Below are 26,591 nucleotides of genomic sequence, written 5' to 3'. Positions count from 1 at the left end.
CGCTGTCAGGTATACCGGGCTCGTCTGTGCGCACGCTCAACGTCCGCGCCTTCTCGGCGGTATTCACAGACGAATCTCAGTCCCGCGAGTTTCCGGGTCAGAAAAGGGTGCTGAGCGCCAAATCTGCCCGGTCCGTCACAATGCCATCCACACCTCCGGCAATGAGTCGTTGCATTGCTTCGGTGTCATTGATCGTCCACACGTGGACCTCAACATTATGGCGATGCGCGGCCCTCAAAAGAGCCGGTGTCAGCACCTGCAACCGGCCGTGGCGCTCGGGAATCTGCAGGGCATCGATGTCACGGAAGAACCTCGTGGAGGAGAGTCGGAGGACGCTGAGGGCACGCACTCGGATCATGCTCGATCGGCCGGCCGAGGTGGCGGGCCGCAGCTTCGCTCCGGCGGCCATCACTGCTTCGACCACACTGACCCGACGGGCATCCGAGAAGCTCGTCAGAAGCACGCGTTGCGCGTGCGGCGCAACGATCGCCCCGAGCGGAGCAACGGCGGCATCCGTCTTCACATCGATGTTGAATCGTGTCTCAGGAAACATCTCAAGCATTTCCCGAACGGTGAGCAGCCCGCCGTGCGGCGCGAGCAGTTCGACCAGCTCCGCGGTGCGCACGTCTTGGATGAGTCGGTCATCACCGAGCAGACGCGTCAATGTCTCGTCATGAAACAGCACGACATCGCCGTCGGCCGTCACACGACAGTCCGTCTCGATGTATTCGACTCCGGCCGCATGCGCACGGGCGAACGCGGCCGCCGTATTCTCCCAGGCGTCAGAGTCCCCATCCGTCGCAAGAGTGAGCCCGCGGTGGGCGAGGACTCTGGGTCGCCGGGTACCGGCGAAGAAGGGGTGGGTCACGCCCGGGGTGTACCCGATGCCGGGGGCGCATCCGGACGTGGCGTGAACGCGCTGCCCAGGCCCTTCAGCGCTTCGGTGAGCTCGCTGGGGATGATCCACAACTTGCTGGATTCGCTGTTTGCGATCTTCGGCAGCATCTGCAGGTACTGGTAGGCGAGCAGCTTGTCATCGGGGGCGCCCTGGTGGATCGAGGCGAACACGTTCTGGATCGCCTCTGCCTCGCCCTGGGCGCGGAGAACGGCCGCCTGCTTGTCGCCCTCGGCGCGGAGGATCTCGGCCTGGCGAGCACCCTCCGCTTCCAGGATGGCCGACTGCTTCGTTCCTTCGGCGGTCAGGATCGCCGCGCGCCGGTCGCGCTCCGCGCGCATCTGCTTCTCCATAGAATCCTGGATCGACAGCGGCGGGTCGATAGCCTTGAGCTCGACGCGTCCGACGCGGATGCCCCACTTGCCCGTCGCCTCGTCGAGGACGACGCGCAACTGGCCGTTGATGTTGTCGCGACTGGTAAGGGCCTCTTCCAGGTTCAGGCCACCCACGACATTACGAAGAGTCGTGGTGGTGAGCTGCTCGACAGCGCCCAGGTAGTTCGCGATCTCGTACGTGGCGGCGCGGGCGTCGGTCACCTGGAAGTAGACGACGGTGTCGATCGACACCACAAGGTTGTCCTCGGTGATCACGGGCTGCGGGGGAAACGAAACGACCTGCTCACGCATGTCGATCAGCGGACGCAACCGGTCGATGAAGGGGACGAGGATGTTCAGTCCCGGAGTAAGGGTCTTGTGGTATCGGCCGAGACGCTCCACAACACCGGCAGTCGCCTGCGGGATGATGCGTACCGAGCGCGCAACCGTGACCACCACGAAGATGATGACGGCGATCGCGAGGATCCACCCGATGGCGGTGGGGATGAACGAGGAGTCGTTCACGAGGTCTCCTAGTCGTTGACAGGTTGGACGATGGCGGTGGCGCCGTTGATCGAGCTGATCATGATCGGTGCGCCCTGAGGAATGGTGGCTCTCGTTGCGGCACGCGCGGTCCAGGTGTCGCCGTTGCTGATTTTCGCCTGGCCGGAGATCTGAGTGATGTCAGACAGAGCGGTGCCGCGCAGACCGATCAGAGCCTCGACATTGGATTTCGTCGGGTCTTCCCCGCGGTGCAGGCGGTGAACCAATGGCGGACGGATGAAGAGAATGAGCAATGCGGCGGCCGCGGCGGCCACGATCAACTGCGCCCACAGCGGCAACCCGACCAGACCGGTGACCAGGCCGACGGCACTGCCCAGTCCGAGCATCAGGAAGGTGAAGTCGAGGGTCAGCATTTCGATCACCAGGAAGACAGCGATCAGCACCAGCCAACCGATCCACGACCATTCGGTGACCAGTTCGATGAATACGGAAGCGTCGTTCATGCGCCCTCCTTTGTCGTCAACTTACCACGCACCGTGCACGTAGACCGGTAGTCCGAGAGCGCATTGCTAAAGTGGTGTGGCCGCGTGTTTCGCGGCATTCCCCGTCTTATAAGGAGCCACCGTGACCGACGTTCTGCCTTCAGGTTCACTCACCGACAAGGTTGCGCTCGTGACCGGTTCTTCGCGCGGCATCGGCGCGGACACTGTTCGCTATTTCGCCGAAGCAGGCGCGGACGTCGTCATCAACTTCCGCAACAAGGCACCGCGCGCTGAGAAGCTGGCCACGCAGCTGCGTGAACTGGGTGGCCGTGCACTTGTTGTCGGCGCGGATCTTACGGATCCGGCATCCGTCAGCACCATGATTGACCAGATAAAGGCAGAATACGGCCGCCTGGATATTCTGGTGCTGAACGCCTCCGGCGGTATGGAAGCAGGAATGGCCGAGGACTATGCGCTCTCCCTCAACAGGGATGCGCAGCTCAGCGTTCTGAACACGGCACTGCCGCTGATGGGGGAGGGTTCACGCGTGGTTTTCGTAACAAGCCATCAGGCGCACTTCATCCGCACTACGCCGACCATGCCCGAGTACGAGCAGGTCGCGCTGTCGAAGCGTGCCGGCGAGGATGCACTGCGCGAACTGATCCCTGCTCTTGAGGAGAAGGGAATCGGCTTCACGATCGTGTCCGGAGACATGATCGAGGGAACGATCACGGCCACGCTGCTCGAGCGCGCCAACCCGGGCGCCATCGCTGGTCGCCGGGAGTCGGCGGGGAAGCTTTACAACGTCTCCGAGTTTGCTGCCGAAGTTGCTCGTGCCGCTGTCGAGCCGGTGCCGGCGGACAACACGCGCCTCGTGGGCGACACGAGCGGCTTCGTCACGCAGTGACGCTGGACTCGAATGCTGCAGCGTCGGGAGTCTGACCGCGGCCGAGCGTGATCGCTCGTACGATCTGCAGAATGCCGAGGACCACCAAGGTGATTCCGAGCACCCACCACAGTGCAACGGCGGCAAGGAGCGGCGAGAAGATGACGATCACGCCAGCAGCGATGCTCAGAATCGCGTAGATGATCGTCCACGCCTTCGACCCGTCCCGGTTCAGCAGGCTGAGCGAGACGATGCCGTCGACGATCCAGCTGACACCGAGGAAGATGGCGGTGACGAGGGCGAGGGTGACGGTTGCCGCCTGCAGGTTCACGTAGGCCATGATGCCCGCGACGATATAGAGGAGACCGAGCAGGATGTGGCCGACCCGAACCCAGCCGCCCTTCTTGCCCGAGAAGATGCCGAGTCCGATGTAGACCAGCCCGGCGATGATCAGGTACGACGCGATGATCGCGGTCACGATCATCGCGGTCTTGAGCGGCCACACGAGAAGCACGATTCCGGCGATCAGGGCGACGATGCCGGAAACCGCCAGCGTGACACGGATCGACTTGAACAATGAGCTGACGTCGGCAGTGGCTTCAGACATGAGAGGGAGTCCTTCGATCGAGGTCGTGCATGATGTGCTCAGCGTAGCGCTCAGCCATCGGCTATGTCAGCACCCCATGGCAGGATCAAAGGATGCCGAGGCTGCGATCATGGTGTCGACATCTTGCTGCGCTCAACCAAGCCGCTTGAACCTCTCCGGAAGGAAGCTGATGTCCGAATCCATCCACGTCGCCGACGCTCATGATCTGATCCGAGTTCAGGGCGCCAGAGAGAACAATCTCAAAGATGTCAGCGTCGACATACCGAAGCGGCGCCTCACTGTCTTCACCGGAGTATCGGGCTCAGGGAAGAGCTCGCTGGTCTTCGACACAATCGCGGCAGAGTCCCGCCGCATGATCGACGAGACCTACAGCGCGTTCGTGCAGGGCTTCATGCCGTCGGTGCCGCGCCCGGATGTTGACGTGCTCGAAGGATTGACGACGGCGATCATCGTGGATCAGGAGCGGCTTGGCGCGAACCCGCGCTCCACGGTGGGCACGGTCACGGATGCCAACGCGATGCTGCGGATCCTCTTCTCAAAGCTCGGAGATCCGTACATCGGCGGCCCGACGGCATTCTCGTTCAACATTCCCACCCAGAAAGCGAGCGGGGTGATGATCGGGCCCAGCGGTGAGAAGAAGATCGTCAAAGACACGATATATCTCGGTGGCATGTGTCCGCGGTGCGAGGGCAGGGGAGCGGTCTCCGACATCGACCTCGCCCAGGTCGTGGACGAGTCGAAGTCGCTGGATGGGGGCGCGATCATGGTGCCCGGCTACACGGCTGATGGATGGATGGTGAAGGCATTCTCCCAGTCGGGTTTCTACCCCGCTGACAAGGCCATCGAAGACTTCACGGAGAAGCAGCGGCATCTCTTTCTGTACGGCGAAGTCACCAAGGTCAAGGTCAGTGGCATCAACATGACCTATGAGGGGCTGATTCCGAAGATCACGAAGTCGATGCTGTCGAAAGACCTCGATGCGTTACAGCCCCATATTCGTACGTTCGTCGAGCGTGTGGCGTCCTTCGCGACATGTCCCGAGTGTGATGGAACTCGTCTCACCGAAGGTGCGCGGTCGTCGAAGATCGCCGGCATCAACATCGCGGACGCCTGCCGCATGCAAGTGACCGACCTCGCCGCATGGGTGAATGGACTCGAGCTGCGCGGGGCAGGGTCGCTGCTGGACGCGCTGCGCGCGAATCTCAACTCGTTCGTGACGCTCGGGCTCGGCTACCTCAGTCTGGATCGTCCGTCCGGGACGTTGTCCGGGGGAGAGGCCCAGCGGATCAAGCTGCTACGTCATCTCGGTTCGTCGCTCACCGATGTGACGTATGTATTCGACGAGCCGACAATCGGATTGCATCCGCATGACATCCAGCGAATGAACTCCCTGCTGTTGCAACTACGAGACAAGGGCAACACGGTCTTGGTCGTCGAGCACAAACCCGAGACGATCGCGATCGGCGATCATGTCGTCGATCTCGGGCCGGGTGCTGGCAACCACGGCGGTGAAATCTGTTTCGAAGGCACCGTCGAAGGGCTGCGTGCCAGCGGCACATTGACCGGACACCATCTGGATGATCGATCTACGTTGAAGGATGCGGTCCGCACCGGTAACGGGAAGATCGAGGTGCGCAGCGCGTCGACGAACAACCTGCAGAATGTCGACGTTGACATTCCCACTGGCGTGCTCACGGTGATCACCGGGGTGGCCGGTTCCGGCAAGAGCTCGCTCATTCACGGTTCGGTCTCGAAGCGTGACGGCGTCGTGGCTATCGATCAGAGTTCGATCAAGGGATCCAGGCGCAGCAACCCGGCCACCTACACAGGAATGCTGGAGCCGATTCGTAAGGCTTTCGCAAAGGCGAACGGTGTCAAACCTGCGCTCTTCAGTGCTAACTCGGAGGGCGCTTGTCCCTCATGTAAAGGTGCGGGTGTGATCATCACCGAGCTCGGGTTCATGGACACGATCGAGACGCCGTGTGAGGACTGCGGGGGCAAGCGGTTCCAGGCTGGCGTGCTCGAGTACAAGCTCGCGGGTAAAGACATTACCGAAGTGCTGGATCTGCCGGTCTCGGAAGCGTTGGAATTTTTTGCGGAGGGGGAGGCGAAGATTCCGGCCGCAGTAAAGATTCTGCAGCGACTCAACGATGTCGGCCTCGGGTATCTGTCGCTCGGCCAGCCGCTGTCAACGTTGTCCGGCGGTGAACGACAACGCGTGCGGCTTGCCATTCAGATGGCGGAGGACGGTGACGTTTACGTGCTCGACGAACCGACCACCGGTCTGCATCTCGCGGATGTCGACACGATTCTTGGAGTCCTCGATCGTCTGGTGGATGCTGGGAAGACTGTGATCGTGATCGAACATCACCAGGCAGTCATGGCACATGCTGACTGGCTCATCGATGTCGGCCCTGGCGCGGGCCACGAGGGGGGAACGATCGTTTTCGAGGGCACACCAGCAGATCTGGTCGCCCAGAAATCGACCCTGACCGGCGAGCACCTCGCGGCTTATGTCGGTGAGTGACGGCCCGAAACAATCCGAGATCGACGCTCGGATCCAGGCTTACTATGGTGGCATTTTTGACGAGAACGCCCGCCTTTCGACGCGCTCCGCTCAGGGGCCGCTGGAATTTCAACGAACACAGGCGCTGATCGCGGCGACCGTTCACCCTGATGCGCGAATTCTTGATATCGGCGGGGGAGCGGGCGCACACGCCGTCGCTCTACAAGCAGCCGGTCATGCCGTGACGCTTGTCGATCCCGTTCCCCAGCACGTCACAGCAGCGCAGACCGCGGGTGTAACGGCATCGATTGCTGATGCTCGCGAGCTGCCCTTCCCCGATGAATCGTTCGACGCCACGCTCATGCTCGGCCCGCTGTACCATCTGGCTGATGCTGCGGATCGAGCGCTTGCGCTGCAGGAAGCAATGCGCGTCACGCGCCCGGGCGGTAGCGTTTTCGCTGGTGCAATTTCGCGGTATATCGCGTTTGGGCAGGTGTTTCTTACGCGCGAACGGGAATCGGGGGATTCCGACGAATGGATCGCATTGCTGCAGGATGGCCGGCCGTCGCCGCGGATGCGGTTTCCGGCTGGACACTTCCACACGGCCGAAGGGCTGGCGCAAGAAATCGCATCCGCCGGATTCGTGGACGTCACTGTTCATGGAGTCGAAGGGCCCGCCGGGATGCTTCTAGAACAGCTGTCAGCTGACACCGACCCCGAGACACGGGCGGCCGCGGCGCACCTGGCGTCTGTCGCGTCAGCGATGCCCGGCATCCGCGACTTCAGCGGCCATCTGCTCGCCGTCGGACGCGTGCATGGGTGATCGCGTGCAGTTGGTGTCCGCACGTAATGAGGAGTGGGCCGCACGTTACACGGCGATCGCTGCTTGCATCGCTGATGTCCTGCCTGACGCAGAGATTAGGCACATCGGGTCAACGGCGGTTGCGGGATTCGAGTCCAAAGATGTGGTCGATGTGGTCGTCGGCGTGCACGCTGCGGCCGTCTCGGATGCCGTGAACGTGCTGAGCGCGTCAGGTTTTGATCTCGAAGGTGAACGCAGTGAGCACGCGTGGTTGAGTTCGCCGGATCGGCAAGACCGACCAGCGATCATTCATGTCGTCGTTTTTCTCGGCGAGCAATGGCGTAGACGCCTGGCTTTCCGTGACCTTCTGCGTCGAGATCCGGCCGCACGACGACGTTATCTGGCGGTCAAGCGTGCTGCGGCTGCAGCAACGAACAGCTGGGGTGACTACACGGCCAGAAAAGCGTCTGTGGTGAGCGAACTTCTGAATGAAGTTGGACCCGCGAATGAACGCCGATAATGCACATTATGTCAGGTGAAAGCGACATCGTCTGTTGCGAGACTCGCAATGCTCTCCTCTCCTGACCGAGCCCCGCGTACGCAGCAAAGTACGATCGTTGGCACGCGGTTCTTTGGGAGGGAAAGCATGTTCACCGGTCTCAGCGCATTCCCGCTCACCCCATTTCGTGATGACACCTTCGACGAGGCTGCCTATGCGGGCCTGATTCGCCGGCTGGTAGCTGCTGAAGTGGACTCGATCACGGCGTTGGGCTCTACCGGCTCGTACATGTATCTGAGCCGTGATGAGCGCGCGCGGGTCGCCCGAGCAACGGTACAACTCGCTGAGGGCGTTCCCGTCATGGTTGGCATCGGTGCTCTGCGCACTTCCCTCGTCCAGCGCCTTGCTGACGACGCCCAAGAGGCAGGTGCGTCCGCGGTCTTGTTGGCCCCGGTCACGTATCAGAGCCTCGGGGACGATGAGGTGTTCGCACTCTTCGACGACGTCAGCGCGGACCTATCGGTGCCGCTGGTTGTGTACGACAACCCCGGCACCACGCACGTGAGATTCTCTGATGACCTATACGCCAGTGTGGCCGCGCTCCCCCACGTAGCATCCATCAAGATCCCTGGCGTTCCCCACGATTCTGCGGCCGCAGCATTGCGGGTTTCCCGCATTCGCGACCACATCCCGGAAACCGTGACCATAGGGGTGTCCGGAGATGCCTCGGCCGCGATGGGACTGAACGCCGGGTGCGACGCGTGGTACTCCGCGATCGGCGGCACGCTGCCCGTCCTCGCGCAACGGATCACCCGTGCAGCGCGTACCGGAGATGCCGCCGATGCACGCGCAGCATCATCACGGCTGCAGCCGCTCTGGGCATTGTGCGCCGAGCACGGCAGTCTCCGCGTTATAGCGGCAATTGCGGAACATCTGGGCCTGGTGGCCGCCGGCTGCCTCCCCCGGCCCGTTCTCGGGCTCAGCGATAATAGCCGCGCTCAGGTAATCAAGGTCGTCGCCGAGCTCCAGCTACGCGACTAACGCGCGTGCGTGCAGGTGCATAAACACGGCCCCTCCCCTGACCGGCCGCGCGAGGATCGCTGTACGGCGTTGATAGGCTCTCCCCCGATGACAACGCCTGCTGTAGACGCAATCGAAGCCGCTGCAAGATGGACCTCTTCACAGATCAAGGAATGGTCGCCGAGGTGGCGGGAGAACCTGACCGGGTGGTTGGAACCAAGCCTCACGCTCGTGGGAGATGCCGAATGGGGCGGGCAGTTCCGCGACATGGTTCAGCTTCCCATCCAGGATCCGCTGGCGTGGGCGAACAGGCGAGTTGAGCTGGCGGATGGCCATTGGGCGATCGTAGGCATTCGGTTCCGTGGGCAAGACATCGAGAAGCCCTTCGCGGACGTCCTTGCGACATCTCTGGCGCCGAATCCAGAAGGGATCGCGGCGCTCAGTGCAGTTTTGCCGCACTTCGATGATTTTTCACCCCTCTGCTTCCGTGTGAATCTGCCTTCCCTAGACGAACGATTCTTGGCGCTTGCAGATACTGCCGTGGATGCTGGGCACGCGACATCGGATCTACTGATCGTCGCGCGACCGGTGGTGGAGATGCTTGATCAGCCGCTCGCGCAGCGGTACGACGATGTCACACTCGAAAGGTGTGACCCTGAACGAGCAGCGCAACGTGTCGCCGCTATCTACGCAGAGCTCACCCCGTCGCGACCTCAGCTCCATCAATGGGCTACACCAGCCGATGTCGACGCGCTAGCGGATGCTGCTGAAGAAGGCCTCCTCTTCGACATCTTGGTCGGCGGCACCTCAGCGGGTATCGTCGCTGCGGCACGCGAAGATGCCTACGGATTCACTGGTTTTTGCATGCAGGAGCTCGTGATCGACTCAGCACATCGCGGACAGCGGATAGGCATCGCTGCGCTGCAACGGCTGTGCAGGAAGGTTCCTGCGAACCCTGACGATCTGCTGTGGGGCCACATCCACCCCGACAACGTCCCATCGTTGCGCAATGCGCAGGAAAGCGGACGAAAGGTCGTGACCGCTCACGTATGGGTCACGCCGAGTGGGTACTCGGGAATGCCTGGATAACGAGGGCGCTCGCCGGCTAACGCCGCGTAGCGGTGCCCGGCGATCTGCGGATCGTGATTCGCATCCTCACCAAAAGTGATCTACTGTTCTTAATCACATGAACAGTTGGGAGTGCGATGCGCGTTGTGGTTTCGACGGCCTCCGCTACGCCGATCTACGAGCAGATCAGGAGGCAGGTGCGCTCATCGATCCTTTCGGGTGAGGTGCAGCCAGGACAGACTCTGCCGTCACTGCGGCAGCTCGCCGCAGACCTCCGCGTGAGCGTCATCACCGTTACCCGCGCCTACAACGACCTCGCTGCGGAGGGACTCGTGCACAGTGAGCATGGTCGCGGCTTCGTGGTCTTGGAAGTCGAGCCCGGTATCGCAACCGCGGCGCTACGCGTTCGGGTTGATGACGCGCTGCGCGAGGTCGTGATCGCCGCTCGACAAGCCCGATTGAGCCTGACCGACATCCACAACCACCTCGATGAGATCTGGAGGAAAGATGACTGATTACGTAGCGAAGATCACGGACCTGCACGTACGACGGCCCACATTTGAGGTCGACGGTGTCTCACTCACACTTTCTCGCGGCACCGTCGTCGGCCTTGTTGGCCCTAACGGGGCTGGAAAGACCACGGTCATCCGCGCCCTGCTCGGCCTGCTGATTCCCGAATCGGGTGGGGTAGAAGTTTTCGGGCGTCCTGCGGGCGCATCGCACGCGCTCGCGCGCACCGGCATCGTCCTCGATCAGCCGACCGCCGCCCCGGAGTGGCGCGTGAGTTCACTCGGGCGACGTCTCGCACCGTTCTACCCAGGGTGGAACAGCGATCGGTTCAGCGAGTTGCTCGATCGGCTTTCGGTGCCGCCGGGTCAGCGCGTAGGTGACCTGTCGCGAGGGCAAGGCGTGAAGTTGTCGTTAGCCGTGGCGCTCGCGCAGTCTCCTGAGTTACTGATCCTCGACGAGCCGTCCAGCGGCCTCGATCCAGCCAGCCGCCGAATCATCGGGGACCTCATCCGAGAGTTCATGCTCGACCCGTCCCACGCGGTGTTGTTTTCGACCCACATCACTACAGATCTCGACAGCCTCGCCGACGAGCTCGTCGTCCTCGTCGATGGTCAGATCGCCTATCAGGGTGCGCTCCTCGACGCCGCTGAGGAGTTCGCGATGGCTCGCGGTTCCGGCACCACCCCCGCCGGCCCGCTCATCGGGCTGGAGCGTGCGGGCGAGCAATGGTCCGCGCTGATCCGACTGTCCGATTCTGCGGCATTCGGCCAGGAGGTGATCATCGATTCGGCAAGCATCGACGACATCGTTATCCACCTCGCGTCGCAGCGGCGGGAGGTCACCGCATGATCGCCGCATTCACCCGACTGGACCTGTCCTCTTGGTTCCCTCGCACGCAGACCGCCCTCACCTTGCTCTTCGTTGTCGTTGTGGGCGTGCTCCTTCCCGTTCCCGGCATGGCGATCGTCGCAGCCGCTCTCGTCACCTCATTGATGGTGTCGGCCCCGTTCCTCGGCGATGAGCGGGGGCGCTTGGACACTCTCTACGGAGTGCTGCCGGTTTCCCGCAGCACCGTTGTGATCGGACGCACGCTGTCGATCATCGCCTACTACCTCGTGGCAGCAGTGTTGGCGACAGCCGTCACCGTCGTCAGCGCGATAGTGCGGGGTGGGCAGATCGAGACCGAACTGCTTCTCATCGCCCACACCGTCGCGCTGGCGTTCGTCGGGCTGTCGATGGCGCTGCAGCTCCCGGTCCTCTTCCGTATCGGGTACACGCGGGGTCGGCTGATGGCTTACACCCCAGCGTTCGCCGTAGCGGGCATTGCCTGGCTTCTGCAGACGACAGGCGCACTGGTTCCAGTTCAGCAGGCCTTCGAACGAGTCCCCGTCGCGGCGATCTGCGGAGCCGGCGCGTTGATCGGCATCCTCGGAATCATCTGCGCGGTCATCATCTCCGCACGGCTCTATCGCACCCGGGAGCTGTGACGGGCGCGCAACCCCCGTGTTGGACTGCAGCAATCTAGAATCGGCGGTGTGTCAATTCTGACTGCCCAGCGCATCGCGAAGACAGTACTATCCGATGGAACTTCCGTTCGAACCAGGCATCCCTGTCGGCCCTACTGCACTCGCCGAATACGCCAAAGTTCTGGCGGCCGCGCTCTAATACCGCCGTCCACTCCATTTCCCTGGCATCCGCGCGTGCGGAAGCACGCTGAGTAGAGTCGCTAGGTCAGGCAGTATTGACGCATGAATGATGGAGCACGGACGACTGATCAGGACTACGTCCGCGTACAGGCTCGCTATCGCGGTCGCCTCGGTGTCGAGGTCGGCATCTTCGTCGCCGTTGATCACCTGCGCCGTGCCGCGGTTCTCAGCCCCGATGAAGAAGATCAGTACTTCGACATCGACGACTGGTTCCAGACGCACTTGCCCAATCCCCCGTTCTACGAAGACGGGAACTCGATCGAGGCTGTCACCTGGTTCAAGACACCGATCCCGGCAGCCATGTCCGAACGGATCGACGTTCTATGCCGAATCCTGACCGCACACAGCGTCCCTCACGATGTGGTGACGACGGACGATCCTGGTCCCCTCATCTACGAAGACGAGTTCCAAGTGGGAATCATTCCGCGCGTACGCCACGAGCAGACTGCGATGCCGGAAGGGCGGAAGCTCGGGCCGACCAGCGCCGGCACGAAGCGTCAGTTCGCACAACCCGCGACAAGGAGTTGAAGATGTCTGACATCGCCCGCATCAGCGCAGCCGCGCGCACCGCCGGACTGCGAATCGCCGTGGCAGAATCTCTCACCTCGGGGCAGCTCGCCAACACGGTAGGCGCCGGCGAGAAAGCGGGCGAATGGTTCGCCGGTGGAATCGTCGCGTACCTCCGCGATGTCAAGGAGAAACTCCTCGGAGTAACGCCCGGCATCGACCTCTGCTCTGCACAGTGCGCGGAGGAACTGGCACGCGGCGCCGCTGCCGTTTTCAACGCGGACGTCTGCGTATCCACCACCGGCGTCGGTGGTCCGGACCCCGAGGACGGACACCAGCCGGGGACGGTATACATCGGCTGGGCCGCCCGCGGGACCGTCGGACACCTGCGTCTGGCGTTGCCCGGTGATCCCCCAGCAGTCCTGGATGCCACGGTCGAAGCAGCCCTCCGGGTGCTCGTTGCACGGGTGGAGCGACTCGCACAGTAGCGTGGACAGGTGACCGTTTCCTCGACGCCTCTGCACTCCACGCCCGGCTGGCGAGGATGGCTCATATGGTCTGTGGGCGTAGCCGCTTATATGCTGGCGGTCGCGAACCGCACATCACTGGGCGCCGTCGGAGTTGACGCCGCAAACCGGTTCCATGCCGACGCGTCGACACTCTCGCTGTTCGCTGTCGTGCAGCTCGCTGTCTACGGTGGGATGCAGATCCCCATTGGTGTGCTGCTGGACAAGTACGGTGCGCGGCCGATGATCACGATCGGGATGGTTCTTATGGCGGCGGGGCAACTCGTCATGGCCGTCTCCCCCAGCATCGGCATCGCGATCCTCGCTCGCATTCTTCTCGGTGCGGGTGATGCGGCTGTCTTTCCTGCAGTACTCCGGCTCGTGGCAACATGGTTCCCCGCCCAGCGCGGCCCAGTCATGGTGCAGTTCACCGGAATCATCGGGCAGGCCGGTCAGCTGATCGCACTGGTCCCGCTGGCTGCGCTCTTGCATGCCACAACCTGGACGATCACCTTCGGGAGCATCGCGGGCCTGGGCATGCTTTTCGCAGTTCTGGTCTTCGTCATCGTCCGCAATCACCCGCCGGAGCAGATCGCCGATGTCTCGGTGAACACCGACACCGGTGTTGTGCGGGTAGTGACCTCTACAGTCGACACGGGCGTCGGCATCCGCGCCGCCTGGGCACACCCGGGCACCCGACTCGCATTCTGGTCGCACTTTACGACCCCGTTCGCTGGAACGGCGTTCGTGTTGCTCTGGGGTATGCCGTTCCTGACGGCCGGAGAAGGGCTGTCGGACACCGCCGCAGCCGGTCTCATCTCGATATATGTCGTTTCGGGAATGTTGCTGGGACCTCTGATCGGAACCCTCTCCCAGCGTTTGCCGAACCAACGTTCCTTGGCGTTGGTCCTCCCCGCTGTCAGCATCCAGTTCCTGGCATGGATCGCGGTAATCGCCCAGCCGGGGCCAGCGCCGCTCTGGTTGCTTTATGTATTGGCCGTTGCTCTGGCAACGGGCGGCCCTGCGTCGATGATCGCTTTCGATCATGCCCGCACACACAATCCGTCACACCGGCTGAGCACAGCAACAGGCCTCACGAACGCCGGCGGCTTCATCGCGGCGCTGCTGGCAGTGTTCCTCATCGGACTCGCGCTCGACCTCCAAGGGGCAGGCAACCCCGAGACCTACTCCCTGAGCGCCTTCCGCGTGGCATTTCTCACGCAGGTACCGGTCTGGCTTCTCGGGGCAACCTTCATAGTTGTTGAACGGCGCCGGACTCGCGTGCGGATGGGTATCGCACCCAAGACCCGCCGGACCCGATAGTCAGTACGCGCCAGGGTCGTCCGCGCGTGTGGACTTCCGGGTGACCTGCTCCCCCGCGGCGGGGTCGATCGTGCGCGTGACGGTTTCTGACCTGCGACGTCGAGCCATCAGGACCAAGCCCACAATGAACACGACGACGCCTGCCCCCATCAGGATGTACCCGATCAAGTCAAGGTCCGCCCACTCAACCTGGATGTTGATAGCGAAAGTGAGAATTGCGCCGATCACGAAGAGGACGACGCCAGTTCCGATGCTCATATCCATACCTTTCGGCCGAGGGTGCCGAGCGCGATCGCGTCAACACCACCACCAGTATGCCGCGCGTTGTGTAGCCGCACCATAGGGGTTGACACGGAACGGATTCACCCGCGTCGAGGGGTCCATCCCATCGGTAGCGGACCGGATGCAGCCGCGCGCTCGCGATCCACCGCTGCTGACCAACCCTGAGCTGAATCTGTAGAGTCGAACCCGCCTCGGGCCAACCGCATCCCCACGTCTTCATGGTGCATACGTGGCGCTCCCCCGCGCCGTACCGAAGCGCGTACGTTCCACGCGTCGTCAGCGTAGCCACCGCCGCGAAAGACCCGGTAGTCGTCATAGCGCGCCGGATCAAGCAGATCCCAACACCATTCCCACACGTTGCCGAGCGTGTCGAACAGCCCGTTCAAATTCGGCATCTTGCCACCGACATGCTGCGGATGCGGCACGCCATCTGCGCTGGTCCAGGCAATGTCGGCGAGCAGACCGTAGTGAGGTCCGCTTGAGCCCGCCCGGCACGCGTACTCCCATTCGGCCTCGGTCGGCAGGCGATACCCGTCACTGTCAACGTGCCAGGTCACCTCTTCGCCGTCGAAGGTATAGGCAGAATCCAGACCTTCCCATTCGGATGCTGCGTTGCAGAAGCGAATGGCGCGCAACCAGCTCACGTCCGCAGCCGGACGACGGGGATGACGAGAAGCGATGCCGAGAACCTCTGCCATCTGCTCCTGCGTCACCGCGTACATTCCGATCTCAAACGGTTCCAGCTGCACGGTGCGCTGAGTCTTGCGCCGCGCGTCCTTGAGGAGCACCGACCCGGCCGGAATCCGCGCCATCTCGAAGTCGCTCATTGCGCCGCCGAGGAGCGTGGTTCGACATCCATCCGGATGGCGAAGATACGCATGAAGTACTGGCAGAGCGGTCCAACCAGGAGCGCGAAAGCGAGGGTGCCGAAGCCGACATTCCCGCCCAAACTCCAGCCGATCAGCACCACAGTCACTTCCAATCCGGTCCTGACCGCCCAGATCGGCCACCCCGTTCGCGCGTGCAGCCCGGTCATGAGGCCGTCTCGGGGCCCAGGGCCGAAATGCGCGCCGATATACAGCCCGGTTGCGACGGAGAGTACGACCAGCCCGATGATGAAGAATCCAATACGCAGCCAGAGCGGCTGCCCGGTCGGAATCAGCAACAGCCCGATGTCTGCGGATGGGCCGACGAGGAGCGCGTTCAGCACGGTCCCGATACCGTAACGCTGCCGCAACGGCAGCCAGAACAGCAGAACGACGATGCTCACGAAAATCGTGATCACCCCGAATGTCAGCGGTATGTGTCGTGCGATCCCCTGGGACAGGACGTCCCAGGGAGCAGCGCCGACCTCGCCCCGCAGCATGAACGCGATGCCGACGCCGTAGAGGAACAGTCCGATCAGCAGCTGCGCAGAGCGTCGTGGCAGACGGCGGCCACGAACACGGATCACTGGGGCGACCGTTCCACCCACGTCGGGTACTTCGCCTGGCGCCCATCACCCGAAGATTTGCGCGTGAGCCGCCGCTTCACCCACGGTCCTACATGCTGCCGGTAATAGGCCATCCCCGCTGGACCGGCAATGGCAGCGGCGCTCGGTGACCACCACTCGGCTGGCGGCTCATATCCCAGGGTGTGCAACACGCGAGCCGCAACCCGGTGATGGCCAGCGGAATTCATATGCAGCCGGTCCTCTGACCAGTAGGGCGCCGTTGACAGTTCGCGGTCGGGCCAGTTGAGCGCACGAACGACGTCCGGACGGTTTGCCACGCGCCGGAGCACAGCGGCAGACAGTTCGTCACCGCGCCGCTGGATGAGGGAGCCGAGCGGAAGTTGCCCTGCCGGATTGGCGCCGGAAAGCAGGATGAGCGTCACCCCGTGGTCATCACAGCGACGAAGCACGCGCGAGAACGTATCCGCGATGTGCTCGGGATCGGTGCGAGGCCGGAGCATGTCGTTTCCGCCGCCGTTGAATGAGAGATGGGTCGGGTTCAACGCCAGAGCCGGCTCCAGCTGCTCCTCGAGGATCGGCCAAGCAAGCTTTCCGCGAATGGCGAGATTGGCGTACTGGATCGAGTGTCCGGCAGCATCCGCCCATCCCTGGGCGGCGATGTCAGCCCAGCCACGCACTCGTCCATCGGGCAATTCATCGCCGACGCCCTCGCTGAAAGAGTCGCCGATCGCCACAAATCTCACACCAGTCACTGCCCCAGCCTATGCCGGGTCGGCCCCCAACAGCCTCACCGATCATCCAACGACTGGCCACGCTTGTCGACGAGCCCCCACGCCGCCACCGCGGCGACGATGAAGAACGCAGCGAACACGACGAAGAGAAGCTCCACTCCCCCAGCGACGAGCAAAACCGGAACCAGCACCGGCGCGATGATAGAGGCGATCCGTCCGACGCCGGCGGCCCACCCTGACCCTGTGGCGCGCACCGACGTCGGGTAGATCTCCGGTGTCACCGCATACAGCGCGCCCCAGGCACCGAGATTGAAGAAGGACAAGGCCATTCCGGTGCCGATGATCGCGGCATCCCCCGTGGCACTGCCGAACAGCACTGCCGAGGCAGCCGAGCCGACGAGGAAGACCGAAAGCGTCACCCGGCGTCCCCACACCTCAATCAGCCACGCCGCCACCGCGTACCCCGGCAGCTGCGCGAGTGTGATGAGCAGAGTGAAGCCGAAGGATCGCACCAGATCGTATCCGGCATCCACGAGGATGCTGGGGATCCAGATGAATGCGCCGTAGTAGGCAAAGTTCACGCAGAACCAGACCACCCAGAGGCACAACGTACGGACGCGGAACTCGCTCGCCCACAGCGTGCTCAGCCGCGAGGCAGCAGTCAGAGCCGGGCGAGACGGAGCGGCGGGAGGCGTGGCGGGTGCGCTGACGATATCGGCATCCGCTTCGAATCGGGAAACGATCCGCTCTGCCTCGGCCAGGCGCCCACGTGAGGCTAGCCAGCGCGGTGACTCCGGGAGTCCCCAGCGAATGACGAGGGCGTACACCGCAGGAATCGCGCCGAGCGCGAACGCCCATCGCCAGCCGTCATCGGATGCCGGGATTACGAAGTACCCGATCAGCGCTGCAGCCGTCCAGCCGACCGCCCAGAACGCTTCGAGGATAACGATCAGCCGCCCACGGATGCGTGCCGGGGCGAACTCGCTGACGTAGGTGGATGCGACGGGAAGCTCGGCTCCCAAACCCAAACCCACGAGGAATCGAAGTACCAGCAGAACCGTGATGCCGCCGGCCAGCGCGCTGGCCCCGGTCGCTATGCCGTAGACCAACAGCGTCAGTGCGAATACCTGTCGCCGACCGAAGCGGTCAGCCAACAAACCGCCCAGGCTCGCGCCCAGAGCCATGCCGATGAATCCGACCGACGCGATCCAGCCGCTTTCGGCCTTGCTGAGGTCCCACTGCTGTGCGAGCGCTGCCAGGATGAACGAGATGAGTCCGACGTCCATCGCGTCCAATGCCCAGCCCACCCCCGAACCGGTGAGCAACCGGCCGTGTCGACGGGTGAAAGGCAGTTGATCGAGCCTGGCCGCCAGCGAAGACCGGCTCGGAACGACATCGGTCATGACAGCAGCTCCCGTACGCGCGGGATGACCTCGGTGCCGTACAGCTCGATGCTCCGCATCATCTGCTCATGCCCGAGTGTTCCGGTCGCGTACTTGAGATCGAACCTGCTGATCCCCAGGGTGCGGACAGTGTCGGCGATCTTCTGCGCCACCCGTTCCGGAGAGCCGGAGTAGATCGCTCCCGCAGGCCCAACATCGTTCTGGAATCGAGCGCGGCTGTACTCGGGCCACCCGCGTTCGCGGCCGATGGTGTTGTTCATCGCCTCGAACCCCGCGTAGGCGCCATCCCACGCTTCCTCATCGCTGTCCGCGATATGCCCGGGAGAGTGCACGGCGATGGGATGCTCCGGTGTGCCGAACGCCGCAATCGAGCGGTGATACAGCTCGACGAACGGCTTGAACCGTACCGCCGGTCCGCCGATGATCGCCAGCATGAGCCCCAGACCGTGCCGCGCGACGCGGACCACTGATTCGGGGCTGCCCCCGACGCCGACCCACGTGCGCAGCCCGTTCTCGGTCTTGGGGAACACGTCTGCGTTGTCGAGCGAGGCGCGCATCGTTCCCGACCACGTCACAGGCTTCTCCTTGAGTAGCTGAACGAACAGCTCGAGCTTCTCTTCGAACAGCGCTTCGTAGTCGCGCAGGTCGTATCCGAACAGCGGGAACGACTCGGTGAAGGAACCCCGCCCAAGCACCACCTCGGCGCGGCCGTTGGACACGGCATCTAACGTCGCGAAGCGTTCATAAACGCGCACGGGATCATCGGAAGAGAGCACAGTGACAGCGGTTCCGAGTCGGATCCGCTGCGTACGCGACGCGATCGCCGCCAACACCATTTCCGGTGCGGATACGGCAAACTCGGCGCGGTGGTGCTCACCGACTCCGAAGAAGTCCACGCCGACGCGGTCCGCGAGCTCGGCCTGCGCCACGATGTTGCGTATGGTCTCTGCTCCGGTGAGCAGGGTGCCATCAGCTGAGCGCGTGATGTCGCCGAAGGTGTCGAGACCGAACTCGAGGGCCATCTTTCCTACTTCTGGAGGAGGGCTGCGCGCAGCGTGTCTAGACCGACGCCACCGAGATCAAGGGCGCGCTTGTGGAAGTCCTTGATGTTGAAAGCGTCACCCTGCCGCGCTTGGTAGCCGTCGCGCACCTGTTCCCAAATGCGCTGGCCGACCTTGTACGACGGAGCCTGGCCCGGCCAGCCCAGGTACCGATTGACCTCGAACTGGACGAATTCGTCCGACATGTTCACGTTCTGGCGCATGAAATTCAGTGCGTAATCAGCGTCCCACGTTCCGGTGCCCTCCAAACGGGGCTTGCCGAGGTGCACTCCGATATCGAGCACGACACGGGCCGCGCGCATGCGCTGTCCGTCCAGCATGCCGAGCCGGTCGGCCGGGTCATCGAGATAGCCCAGCTGCTGCATCAGACGCTCGGCGTAAAGCGCCCAACCTTCCGCATGCCCTGATGTGCCAGCCAGGAGCCGCCGCCAGGAGTTCAGCTCGGCGCGGTTGTACACCGCCTGTCCGATCTGCAGGTGGTGCCCTGGAATCCCCTCGTGGTAGACGGTGGTGAGCTCGCGCCAGGTGTCGAACTCGGTCACGCCCTCCGGCACCGACCACCACATGCGACCGGGACGTGAGAAATCGTCGGTGGGACCGGTGTAATAGATTCCGCCCTCTTGCGTGGGGGCGATCATGCACTCGAGCGTGCGAATCTCCTCCGGAATGTCGAAGTGCGTTGCACCGAGCTCGGCTACGGCGCGGTCGCTGGTTTCCTGCATCCACCGCTGCAGCGCATCGGTACCGATGAGCTTGCGGGACTGATCAGCCTCGAGGTGCGCTACCGCTTCTTCGACGGTGGATCCCGGCAGGATCTCGTTCGCGATCGCCGTCTGCTCCGCGATCATGCGAGCAAGCTCTTCGCGACCCCACTCATACGTCTCGTCGAGGTCGATCTCGGCTCCGAGGAAGCGGCGAGAGTGCAGCGAGTAGAGTTCCCGGCCGACAGCGTCGACATCGGATGCTGCCGGTGCCAGTGTGTCCGTCAGGAATCTACGCAGCTCGTCGTAGGCGGTGCGGGCGGCATTCGCGCCCGTGGCAAGATCTGCAGCGAGCGACGTCGGAATCTCGCCCCCGTCTAGAGCTGCGCCAGCAACGAAGTCGGTGAAGAAGCCATCCGCGGCGGTGTAGCGGACGATCTGATCGGCGACTTCGCGCACCTGTCGCTGCGACGGTACGACCCCCTGGGCGATGCCCTCGGCCAGGGTGGCGGCGTAACCTTCCAGCGCGCTCGGCACCGCAGCCATACGTTTGGCGATCACCGACCAGTCTTCGGCTGTCGCTGTCGGCATCAGGTCGTACACCTGCCGGATGTCCTGCACAGCCGAGGCGATCACATTCAGATCCCGCAGGTGCCACTGCGCCTCGTGGAACTCGAGCTCGAGCCGTAGTTCACTCGTCAGATCGGTTTGCGTGACCTCATCCACGGCGTCGACAGGGGCAGCCGCCTGTAACGCCGCGAGTGTCCTGGTCGCCTCTGCCGCATATTGCTGCTGCCCGTCGGGGCTGAGGTCACCGTAACGGTCGTTGACATCGTTTCGACCGATGTACGTGCCCAGCGTCGGGGCCAGCGTTACGAGAGTATCCACCCAATCTTCGGCGATCTGATCGATCGCAGTGGGTGTGCGAGGGGTAGTCGTCATGCCCTCAGCGTAGCGCCGCCACGGTCTCTTGCGGCTTAGTGCGCGGCCTCGTTCCAGTCACGACCGCGACCGACCTGCACATCAAGCGGCACAGTGAGGCTCGCGGCGTCCGCCATTCGCGCACGAACGATCTGCTCGGTCGTATCCCACTCCCCTGGCGCCACCTCGACCACGAGCTCATCATGAATCTGCAGGAGCACACGCGAACGCATCTGTGCACGCCGCAGGTCATCATGAATCTCCACCAGTGCGATCTTCATGATGTCGGCGGCACTGCCCTGGATCGGTGCGTTGAGCGCGGCTCGTTCGGCGTTCTCACGCAGCACACGGTTGGGGCTGTTCAAGTCAGGGAACGGGCGACGACGACCGAAGATCGTCTCGGTGTAACCGTCTTCCTTCGCCTTCAGAACCGACGCGCGCAGATAGTCGCGCACCGCACCGAAACGAGCGAAGTACTCCATCATGAGCTTCTTCGCTTCGGACTGCTCAATACGCAACTGTTTCGACAGGCCGAAAGCGCTGAGGCCGTAGACCAGACCGTACGACATCGCCTTGACCTTGGTGCGCATCGCCGAGGTCACTTCTTCTGGCGTTACGCCGAAGACACGTGCGCCGACGAAACGGTGCAGGTCCTCTCCGGTATTGAACGCTTCGATCAGACCTTCATCGCCAGAAAGGTGCGCCATGATGCGCATCTCGATCTGCGAATAGTCGGCGGTCAGCAGAGTCTCATAGCCTTCACCGACTTGGAACGCGCTGCGGATGCGGCGGGATTCCTCGGTGCGCACCGGGATGTTCTGCAGGTTCGGATCAGTGCTGGAGAGCCGACCGGTCTGGCTGCCTGTCTGCACATAGGTCGTGTGAACGCGGTGGTCGTCTTTGATCGCGGTGTCGAGCGACTCGATGATCTGGCGAAGTTTCGTCGCTTCTCTGTGCTGTAGCAGCAGGTCGAGGAACGGGTGCGGGTTGCTCTCTTGCAGATCGGCGAGAACCGCAGCATCCGTCGAGTACCCGGTCTTGGTCTTGCGGGTCTTCGGTAGCTGCAGATCTTCGAACAGCACCTCTTGAAGCTGCTTCGGTGAGCCCAGATTGAACTCGCGTCCGACCAGCGCGAACGCGTCGATGGCGATCGCATCGGTGCGACGAGCGAGTTCTCCGGAGAAAGTGGAGAGCACATCGTGCGAAACAGCGACGCCGGCTTCTTCCATATCGGCCAGAGCCAGGAGCGTCGGAAGCTCGATGTCGGTGAGAACGGATGCCACAGGTTCAGGCAGGTCGTCGCGCAAAGCTGCCGCTGTGCGCAACGTGAACCACGCCTCCTGCGCGGGCGTTGCCCCATCAGTCTCGGGGACGAGTTGCGAAGGATCAGCCACCGGGAGTTTCTCGCCCAGGTAGCGCTCGACGAGATGAGCGAGCGTCTTGTCGGGGAAGCTGGGCCGCAGCAGCCAACCTGCCAAGAGCGTGTCGTACGTCACACCACCCAGCCGGATACCTGCGCGCAGAAGCGCCTTGATCTGAGGCTTTGCGTCGTTCAGAATCGTGGGCGCGTCAGACTCGAGCCACGAGCGCAAAGCCTCGACGGCGCCCTCAGACCAGTCGGTTTCACGCAGTTCAGTGAGACTTGCAACGCCGACTCGGCTGATCTTCCCGGCGGCGACGGCGAGCGTAAGACCGAGCTCACCTGTTTGGCTCGTGATCCATTGTGCGAGTTCGACCGCGGAGACCTCGCTGGGCGTGGGCATCTGCACTGCGGGTTCGTCGTGGGTCGGCTCATCACCCGCTCCGACTGCGTCGAAGACTCGGGGCAGCAGGGTGCGGAACTCCAGCCGCGCGAAGATGTCGCGAACGGCTTGTGCGTCGATCGGAGCGACAGCGAGGTCGCCCGGCAGAACGGGCAGTTCGACATCTGTGAGCAGTCGGTTGAGCCTGCGGTTTCGTCGCACAGCATCCATGTGCTCGCGGAGGTTACCTCCGACGACGCCCTTGATCTCTTCTGCCCGCTCGAGCAGGTCATCCAGGGTGCCGAACTGCGTGAGCCACTTGACGGCCGTCTTCTCCCCCACCTTCGGCACGCCGGGAAGGTTGTCGCTGGTCTCGCCCACGAGAGCTGCGATGTCGGGGTACTGCTCCGGGCGCACGCCATATCGCTCCATGACTGCGGCAGGGTCGTAACGCTTAAGCTGCGAGACGCCCTGAACAGATGGATAAAGCAGGGTCACCTCATCAGTGACGAGCTGAATCGTGTCGCGGTCGCCCGAGACGACGAGGACGTCGTACCCCTCCTGAGCGCCCTGAGCCGCCAGCGTGGCGAGGATGTCATCGGCCTCGAAGCCCTCTTTCGTCAGCACAGGGATCGACATCGCCGCGAGGACATCCTGCAGCAGCGGAACCTGACCGCGGAACTCCTGCGGAGACTCGGAGCGAGTCGCCTTGTATTCGGGGTACTCATCCGTGCGGAACGAATGCCGGGAAGTATCAAAGGCGATGGCCAGGTGAGTGGGCTTCTCGGCCTTGATGAGATTCACCAGCATCGACAAGAAGCCGTAGATGGCGTTGGTGTGTTGATTGTCCTTCGTGGTGAAGTTTTCGACCGGCAGTGCGAAGAATGCGCGATAGGCGAGCGAGTGGCCGTCAACGACCATGAGGGTAGGCTTTGCGGAGTCCGTCACACAGTAAGCCTAACGAGGACGACGGACACCCGCTGAGGAGGATCCGTGAGTGAGAGCGTCCAGATGACCGGTTTGGATTGGGCGATGCAACGAGGCTTGGGCGCACTCGCAGACAAAATGGGGATCATCTTCACCGAGTTCACGCTCGAACGTGCGGTCGCGACGATGCCGGTTGAGGGCAACACACAACCGGTGGGGCTGCTCCACGGCGGCGCCTACGTCGTGCTCGGCGAGTCTCTGGGATCGATGGCCGCGAATCTGCACGCAGGTCCCGGGCGTCTCGCCGTGGGCGTTGACATCAACGCCACCCACACGCGCTCCGCCACCACGGGAATCGTGACGGGCGTCTGCACGCCGATTCACCTCGGGCGCAGCGTCGCCGTGCACGAGATCGTCGTGACAGACGATCAGGGGCGTCGCTGCTCGACCGTCCGCATCACGAACATGATCAAGGACCTCCCCGCCTGATCACGAGGCCTTGCCACGGTCACGTATCGCGAGTAGTCGGGCCAGTTTCTCGTCGACGTCTTCGAACTTGTCGAGTCGCCGGTCCACTCCTCTAAAACGAGCGTCGCTGATGCTGATGCTGTCGGTTCGTCATCTGCTCAAAACGGCCGCGTTGCTGGAGCAGCGTTCCCCCGGTTGTGATGAGTCGGGCATACGCCTCCGCGGGGCCGTAACCCTGGATCGGGAGACTCTCGTCGTAGTCTTCGCTGTCCGCCGTCAACGCTCCGTCAGGATTTCAATGACGGTGTCCAGCTTGACCTCGATGCCATCGAGGCGTTTGTCGACACCATCGAAGCGCTTGTCCATGCCATCGAAGCGCTTGTCGACACCATCGAAGCGTTTGTCGACACCATCGAAGCGCTTGTCGACACCATCGAAGCGCAAGGTATGCGCCTTGAGGATCTCGTAGAACTCTTCTGCGTCGTTCTTGTTCTGCTCGACACGACGCTGTAACTCCGCGTTGCTCATCGCCATGCACACGAGGTTACGCCTTAGCAATCACGAGAGAAACCCGGGTGCCGAGAATTGTGGAGGACCACCGATAGAAGGCAATCGGTGCAGAAGAAGTCACCAACTAGAGGATCCGCTGGAACAACACGTGGTCCTGCCACTCCCCCGCAATCCGCAGGTACTTTCTGTTGGCATCATATGCGGCGACCATCGCGGCGCCGTCCCCCGCCTCGATCGCTCGGAGACGGATTCCGTCGCCGAGGTCGGTCATTCCTTCTTGGGCGCGAGCTGCTCGATGATCGCCTTGGCGACATCCTGCATCGTCAGTCGGCGATCCATGGATGCCTTCTGGATCCAGCGGAACGCCTCAGGCTCGGACAGTCCCATCTTCTCGTTGAGCAGGCCCTTGGCACGGTCAACGAGCTTGCGGGTCTCGAAGCGCTCGACCATGTCGGCGACCTCAGCTTCGAGCGTGATGATCTGCTCGTGACGCGCGAGAGCGATCTCGATCGCCGGAAGAAGGTCGTTCGGAGTGAACGGCTTGACGACGTAGGCGAGCGCACCGGCTTCGCTGGCTCGTTCGACGAGCTCTTTCTGGCTGAAGGCCGTCAGCAGCACCACGGGGGCGATGTTCGCCTTGTGCAGGCGCTCTGCAGCGCTGATGCCGTCGAGCTGTGGCATCTTGACGTCCATGATGACCAGGTCGGGACGCAACTCTGTAGCCAATGCCACAGCGGTCTCACCGTCACCTGCTTCACCGACGACATCGAAGCCGTTGTCACGAAGAATCTCGACGATGTCGAGTCGAATCAGCGATTCGTCTTCGGCGACGACGACGCGTCGCGGGGCGGATGCCGTGGGCTGCTCAGACAGTTCTTGCTCGGTCACATACACATTCTAGTCGAGACTCGCTGTGCCGCTGCCGCACCCGCCGAGCGTGGACAGGATCACCCCTCACTCTGCGCTAAAGTCGAATACGCAACATGTGAGCCGGCGTGGCGGAATGGTAGACGCGGAGCACTCAAAATGCTTTGTTCGCAAGGACGTGTGGGTTCGAGTCCCACCGCCGGCACTTGAATTGCAATGCGCACCAGCGGGCCTGAGCGGCGGTTTCTGCTAGTCCCAGCGCACCAGTTCCAGGATCCTGCCTTCGCCGCGCTAGCGGACTTCGGCCTGGCTACCGCGAAATATACGCAGCATCAGCGACGACGGACTTAGCTGGTTCCATCAGCGCCCGAAGCTGCGCCTTGGCCTTGGCCATTCTTGATCTCGCGGTAGACGCGTTGATGCCGAGGACCGCAGCTGCCTCATGGGATCTGAAGCCGTCCCAGTAAACCAGTCGTACTAGTTCGGCTTCGCCTGCGGGAAGTGATGCGATCGCATCTCGGAGCTCGACACCCTTGTCTTCGGGCTGGGGTTTCGGAGTGGTTCGCAGTTCGTCCGCGAATCTCTGTACCGCGGCCGAATGGCGTGCGCAGTTGCGTCGGGTGCTTCGCAAGACGTTGTGAGCGACACCGAATAGCCACATGCGTGCTTCTGTCGCGTCGGCCGGCATTTTGCGATGGAGTTTCCATGCCGTGATGAGTAGCTCGCCGTGCGCTTCGGCGGCATCAGCCGGGTTGGGTATTCTGCGCAAGAAGTAGCGGACAAGGTCACCTTCGCAGTCTCTGATAGCAACCTCAAAGTGGGCCTGCTTGTCAGCAGCACTCACCAGGCACACTCATCGTTGGCCATGTTGAAGCCGACGAGATGAGCGTCGTATCCCATTGCCTCCAGGTGCTCCCACATCAACTCCGAGGAAACCCGCCACACAGCAAACTGCTTGACCTCCGCATCGCTCATGCTGATCGGAATTGGATCGCCACTCTCGTTTTGAGCGGTGGGTTTCGACTCACGGACCACAGCTTCCATCTGCGCGGTGTCCAGCGTCTGAAGGTCGAGCGAGCCCACGAACGCTCGTGTTTCACGCGCGATGTCTGAGTCCTCGTCTACGCCCTCCGAGAAGCTGACAGTGAATCCTGCGACGCAGGTCTCGGCACCATTTGACACCGAGAAGACATTGTCCGCGACCCACCCCCAAGGCGTTTCCATGCCGCTGGCCGCCATGGCCGCAGACCCTCCGCCGAGAATCACAGCGGCCACGGCTGTGCTGCCAGCCCACATCCGCAAGCGACGGGTTCGACGTGACTTCTCCCCG

30 protein-coding genes and 1 tRNA gene are annotated in these 26,591 nt (G+C 62.9%); 14 read left to right on the top strand and 17 right to left on the bottom strand.

The genetic code is table 11. The features are described from left to right. Positions 1 to 97: 97 nt before the first annotated feature. From ACW5CM_RS11770 to ACW5CM_RS11760, 3 genes are read right to left on the bottom strand one after another with little or no spacing between them, the layout of a single operon-like run. On the bottom strand, positions 98 to 868 hold the full coding sequence (locus tag ACW5CM_RS11770; protein WP_438254611.1) for a glycerophosphodiester phosphodiesterase family protein: 771 nt from the start codon (positions 866 to 868) through the stop codon (positions 98 to 100). Further along, on the bottom strand, positions 865 to 1,794 hold the full coding sequence (locus tag ACW5CM_RS11765) for an SPFH domain-containing protein (protein WP_438254610.1): 930 nt from the start codon (positions 1,792 to 1,794) through the stop codon (positions 865 to 867). The genes ACW5CM_RS11770 and ACW5CM_RS11765 overlap by 4 nt, the downstream gene beginning before the upstream one ends. A gap of 8 nt (positions 1,795 to 1,802) precedes the next feature. Beyond that, complete coding sequence (locus ACW5CM_RS11760; RefSeq protein ID WP_438254608.1) at positions 1,803 to 2,276, bottom strand: NfeD family protein; 474 nt, start codon at positions 2,274 to 2,276, stop codon at positions 1,803 to 1,805. Between the two features lie 121 nt (positions 2,277 to 2,397). On the opposite strand from ACW5CM_RS11760, the gene ACW5CM_RS11755 reads away from it, so the two are divergent. Beyond that, positions 2,398 to 3,162, top strand: a complete 765-nt coding sequence (locus tag ACW5CM_RS11755) for an SDR family oxidoreductase (RefSeq protein WP_457125101.1) — start codon at positions 2,398 to 2,400, stop codon at positions 3,160 to 3,162. On the opposite strand, the gene ACW5CM_RS11750 is transcribed toward ACW5CM_RS11755, so the two are convergent. Beyond that, positions 3,152 to 3,748: an HdeD family acid-resistance protein gene (locus tag ACW5CM_RS11750; protein WP_438254604.1), complete on the bottom strand. Its 597-nt coding sequence runs from the start codon at positions 3,746 to 3,748 to the stop codon at positions 3,152 to 3,154. The genes ACW5CM_RS11755 and ACW5CM_RS11750 overlap by 11 nt on opposite strands. 169 nt (positions 3,749 to 3,917) lie before the next feature. Between ACW5CM_RS11750 and ACW5CM_RS11745 the strand changes: the two genes are divergently transcribed. The 11 genes from ACW5CM_RS11745 to ACW5CM_RS11695 all read left to right on the top strand — a co-directional run bounded on the left by ACW5CM_RS11745 (position 3,918) and on the right by ACW5CM_RS11695 (position 14,195). Further along, the gene (locus ACW5CM_RS11745) at positions 3,918 to 6,275 is read left to right on the top strand and encodes an ATP-binding cassette domain-containing protein (protein ID WP_457125100.1); all 2,358 of its coding nucleotides are present in this window, start codon (positions 3,918 to 3,920) and stop codon (positions 6,273 to 6,275) included. Beyond that, positions 6,268 to 7,077: a class I SAM-dependent methyltransferase gene (locus ACW5CM_RS11740; RefSeq protein ID WP_457125099.1), complete on the top strand. Its 810-nt coding sequence runs from the start codon at positions 6,268 to 6,270 to the stop codon at positions 7,075 to 7,077. Before ACW5CM_RS11745 ends, ACW5CM_RS11740 begins: the two co-directional genes overlap by 8 nt. Next, positions 7,070 to 7,576 carry a GrpB family protein gene (locus ACW5CM_RS11735; RefSeq protein WP_457125098.1) on the top strand — a complete coding sequence of 169 codons (507 nt, stop codon included), beginning with the start codon at positions 7,070 to 7,072 and terminating at the stop codon, positions 7,574 to 7,576. Before ACW5CM_RS11740 ends, ACW5CM_RS11735 begins: the two co-directional genes overlap by 8 nt. Before the next feature lie 126 nt (positions 7,577 to 7,702). Beyond that, a complete protein-coding gene (locus ACW5CM_RS11730) occupies positions 7,703 to 8,596 on the top strand; it encodes a dihydrodipicolinate synthase family protein (RefSeq protein WP_457125097.1) in 894 nt (297 codons plus the stop codon). Positions 8,597 to 8,683: 87 nt separating this feature from the next. Then, positions 8,684 to 9,664 carry a hypothetical protein gene (locus ACW5CM_RS11725; protein ID WP_457125096.1) on the top strand — a complete coding sequence of 327 codons (981 nt, stop codon included), beginning with the start codon at positions 8,684 to 8,686 and terminating at the stop codon, positions 9,662 to 9,664. 116 nt (positions 9,665 to 9,780) lie between these two features. Further along, positions 9,781 to 10,158: a GntR family transcriptional regulator gene (locus ACW5CM_RS11720; RefSeq protein ID WP_438254596.1), complete on the top strand. Its 378-nt coding sequence runs from the start codon at positions 9,781 to 9,783 to the stop codon at positions 10,156 to 10,158. After that, positions 10,151 to 11,002 (top strand): ABC transporter ATP-binding protein, encoded by an 852-nt coding sequence (locus ACW5CM_RS11715; RefSeq protein ID WP_457125095.1) that lies wholly within the window; start codon positions 10,151 to 10,153, stop codon positions 11,000 to 11,002. Before ACW5CM_RS11720 ends, ACW5CM_RS11715 begins: the two co-directional genes overlap by 8 nt. Then, positions 10,999 to 11,640, top strand: coding sequence for an ABC-2 transporter permease (locus ACW5CM_RS11710; RefSeq protein ID WP_439254646.1), 642 nt, complete (start codon positions 10,999 to 11,001; stop codon positions 11,638 to 11,640). Before ACW5CM_RS11715 ends, ACW5CM_RS11710 begins: the two co-directional genes overlap by 4 nt. 261 nt (positions 11,641 to 11,901) lie before the next feature. After that, on the top strand, positions 11,902 to 12,387 hold the full coding sequence (locus ACW5CM_RS11705; RefSeq protein ID WP_457125094.1) for a hypothetical protein: 486 nt from the start codon (positions 11,902 to 11,904) through the stop codon (positions 12,385 to 12,387). Positions 12,388 to 12,389: 2 nt separating this feature from the next. Next, on the top strand, positions 12,390 to 12,854 hold the full coding sequence (locus tag ACW5CM_RS11700) for a CinA family protein (RefSeq protein ID WP_439254644.1): 465 nt from the start codon (positions 12,390 to 12,392) through the stop codon (positions 12,852 to 12,854). A gap of 90 nt (positions 12,855 to 12,944) precedes the next feature. Then, entirely contained in the window at positions 12,945 to 14,195 is a 1,251-nt protein-coding gene (locus ACW5CM_RS11695; protein WP_457125193.1) for an MFS transporter, read from the top strand. Here ACW5CM_RS11695 and ACW5CM_RS11690 read toward each other — a convergent pair whose 3' ends face one another. From ACW5CM_RS11690 to polA, 8 genes are all read right to left on the bottom strand, one after another. Continuing rightward, positions 14,196 to 14,453 carry a DUF6458 family protein gene (locus tag ACW5CM_RS11690; protein WP_439254643.1) on the bottom strand — a complete coding sequence of 86 codons (258 nt, stop codon included), beginning with the start codon at positions 14,451 to 14,453 and terminating at the stop codon, positions 14,196 to 14,198. A gap of 104 nt (positions 14,454 to 14,557) precedes the next feature. After that, positions 14,558 to 15,304 carry a formylglycine-generating enzyme family protein gene (locus tag ACW5CM_RS11685; RefSeq protein WP_457125093.1) on the bottom strand — a complete coding sequence of 249 codons (747 nt, stop codon included), beginning with the start codon at positions 15,302 to 15,304 and terminating at the stop codon, positions 14,558 to 14,560. Then, positions 15,301 to 15,930: a membrane protein YczE gene (gene yczE / locus ACW5CM_RS11680; RefSeq protein ID WP_457125092.1), complete on the bottom strand. Its 630-nt coding sequence runs from the start codon at positions 15,928 to 15,930 to the stop codon at positions 15,301 to 15,303. The genes ACW5CM_RS11685 and yczE overlap by 4 nt, the downstream gene beginning before the upstream one ends. Further along, positions 15,927 to 16,673 carry an SGNH/GDSL hydrolase family protein gene (locus tag ACW5CM_RS11675; RefSeq protein ID WP_457125192.1) on the bottom strand — a complete coding sequence of 249 codons (747 nt, stop codon included), beginning with the start codon at positions 16,671 to 16,673 and terminating at the stop codon, positions 15,927 to 15,929. Before ACW5CM_RS11675 ends, yczE begins: the two co-directional genes overlap by 4 nt. Positions 16,674 to 16,717: 44 nt before the next feature. Further along, a complete protein-coding gene (locus tag ACW5CM_RS11670; protein ID WP_457125091.1) occupies positions 16,718 to 18,064 on the bottom strand; it encodes an MFS transporter in 1,347 nt (448 codons plus the stop codon). After that, positions 18,061 to 19,086, bottom strand: a complete 1,026-nt coding sequence (locus tag ACW5CM_RS11665; protein WP_457125090.1) for an LLM class flavin-dependent oxidoreductase — start codon at positions 19,084 to 19,086, stop codon at positions 18,061 to 18,063. Before ACW5CM_RS11665 ends, ACW5CM_RS11670 begins: the two co-directional genes overlap by 4 nt. 5 nt (positions 19,087 to 19,091) lie before the next feature. Beyond that, a complete protein-coding gene (locus ACW5CM_RS11660; RefSeq protein WP_457125089.1) occupies positions 19,092 to 20,768 on the bottom strand; it encodes a DUF885 domain-containing protein in 1,677 nt (558 codons plus the stop codon). A gap of 35 nt (positions 20,769 to 20,803) precedes the next feature. Then, positions 20,804 to 23,437, bottom strand: a complete 2,634-nt coding sequence (gene polA / locus ACW5CM_RS11655; RefSeq protein WP_457125088.1) for a DNA polymerase I — start codon at positions 23,435 to 23,437, stop codon at positions 20,804 to 20,806. Between the two features lie 63 nt (positions 23,438 to 23,500). Here polA and ACW5CM_RS11650 point away from each other — a divergent pair, with 63 nt between their 5' ends. Then, complete coding sequence (locus ACW5CM_RS11650) at positions 23,501 to 23,905, top strand: hotdog fold thioesterase (protein ID WP_439255036.1); 405 nt, start codon at positions 23,501 to 23,503, stop codon at positions 23,903 to 23,905. Between the two features lie 255 nt (positions 23,906 to 24,160). Here ACW5CM_RS11650 and ACW5CM_RS11645 read toward each other — a convergent pair whose 3' ends face one another. The 3 genes from ACW5CM_RS11645 to ACW5CM_RS11635 form a co-directional block, all read right to left on the bottom strand. Beyond that, positions 24,161 to 24,418 (bottom strand): hypothetical protein, encoded by a 258-nt coding sequence (locus tag ACW5CM_RS11645; RefSeq protein WP_457125087.1) that lies wholly within the window; start codon positions 24,416 to 24,418, stop codon positions 24,161 to 24,163. A 100-nt stretch (positions 24,419 to 24,518) separates the two neighbouring features. Next, positions 24,519 to 24,665: a hypothetical protein gene (locus ACW5CM_RS11640; protein ID WP_438254581.1), complete on the bottom strand. Its 147-nt coding sequence runs from the start codon at positions 24,663 to 24,665 to the stop codon at positions 24,519 to 24,521. Then, a complete protein-coding gene (locus ACW5CM_RS11635) occupies positions 24,662 to 25,282 on the bottom strand; it encodes an ANTAR domain-containing response regulator (RefSeq protein WP_438254580.1) in 621 nt (206 codons plus the stop codon). The genes ACW5CM_RS11640 and ACW5CM_RS11635 overlap by 4 nt, the downstream gene beginning before the upstream one ends. A 101-nt stretch (positions 25,283 to 25,383) precedes the next feature. Between ACW5CM_RS11635 and ACW5CM_RS11630 the strand changes: the two genes are divergently transcribed. Then, positions 25,384 to 25,466 (top strand) — tRNA-Leu (locus tag ACW5CM_RS11630). Positions 25,467 to 25,571: 105 nt separating this feature from the next. Here the strand turns inward: ACW5CM_RS11630 and ACW5CM_RS11625 are convergent. Both ACW5CM_RS11625 and ACW5CM_RS11620 read right to left on the bottom strand, forming a co-directional pair. Next, positions 25,572 to 26,105, bottom strand: a complete 534-nt coding sequence (locus tag ACW5CM_RS11625) for an RNA polymerase sigma factor (protein WP_457125086.1) — start codon at positions 26,103 to 26,105, stop codon at positions 25,572 to 25,574. Further along, entirely contained in the window at positions 26,102 to 26,536 is a 435-nt protein-coding gene (locus ACW5CM_RS11620; RefSeq protein WP_457125085.1) for a hypothetical protein, read from the bottom strand. Before ACW5CM_RS11620 ends, ACW5CM_RS11625 begins: the two co-directional genes overlap by 4 nt. Positions 26,537 to 26,591 lie beyond the last annotated feature (55 nt).

The sequence above is a fragment of the Microbacterium wangyouchuni genome, from assembly GCF_054072595.1.
Note: the sequence above shows the minus strand (reverse complement) of the source record. Positions and strands in the feature narration are given on the sequence as shown.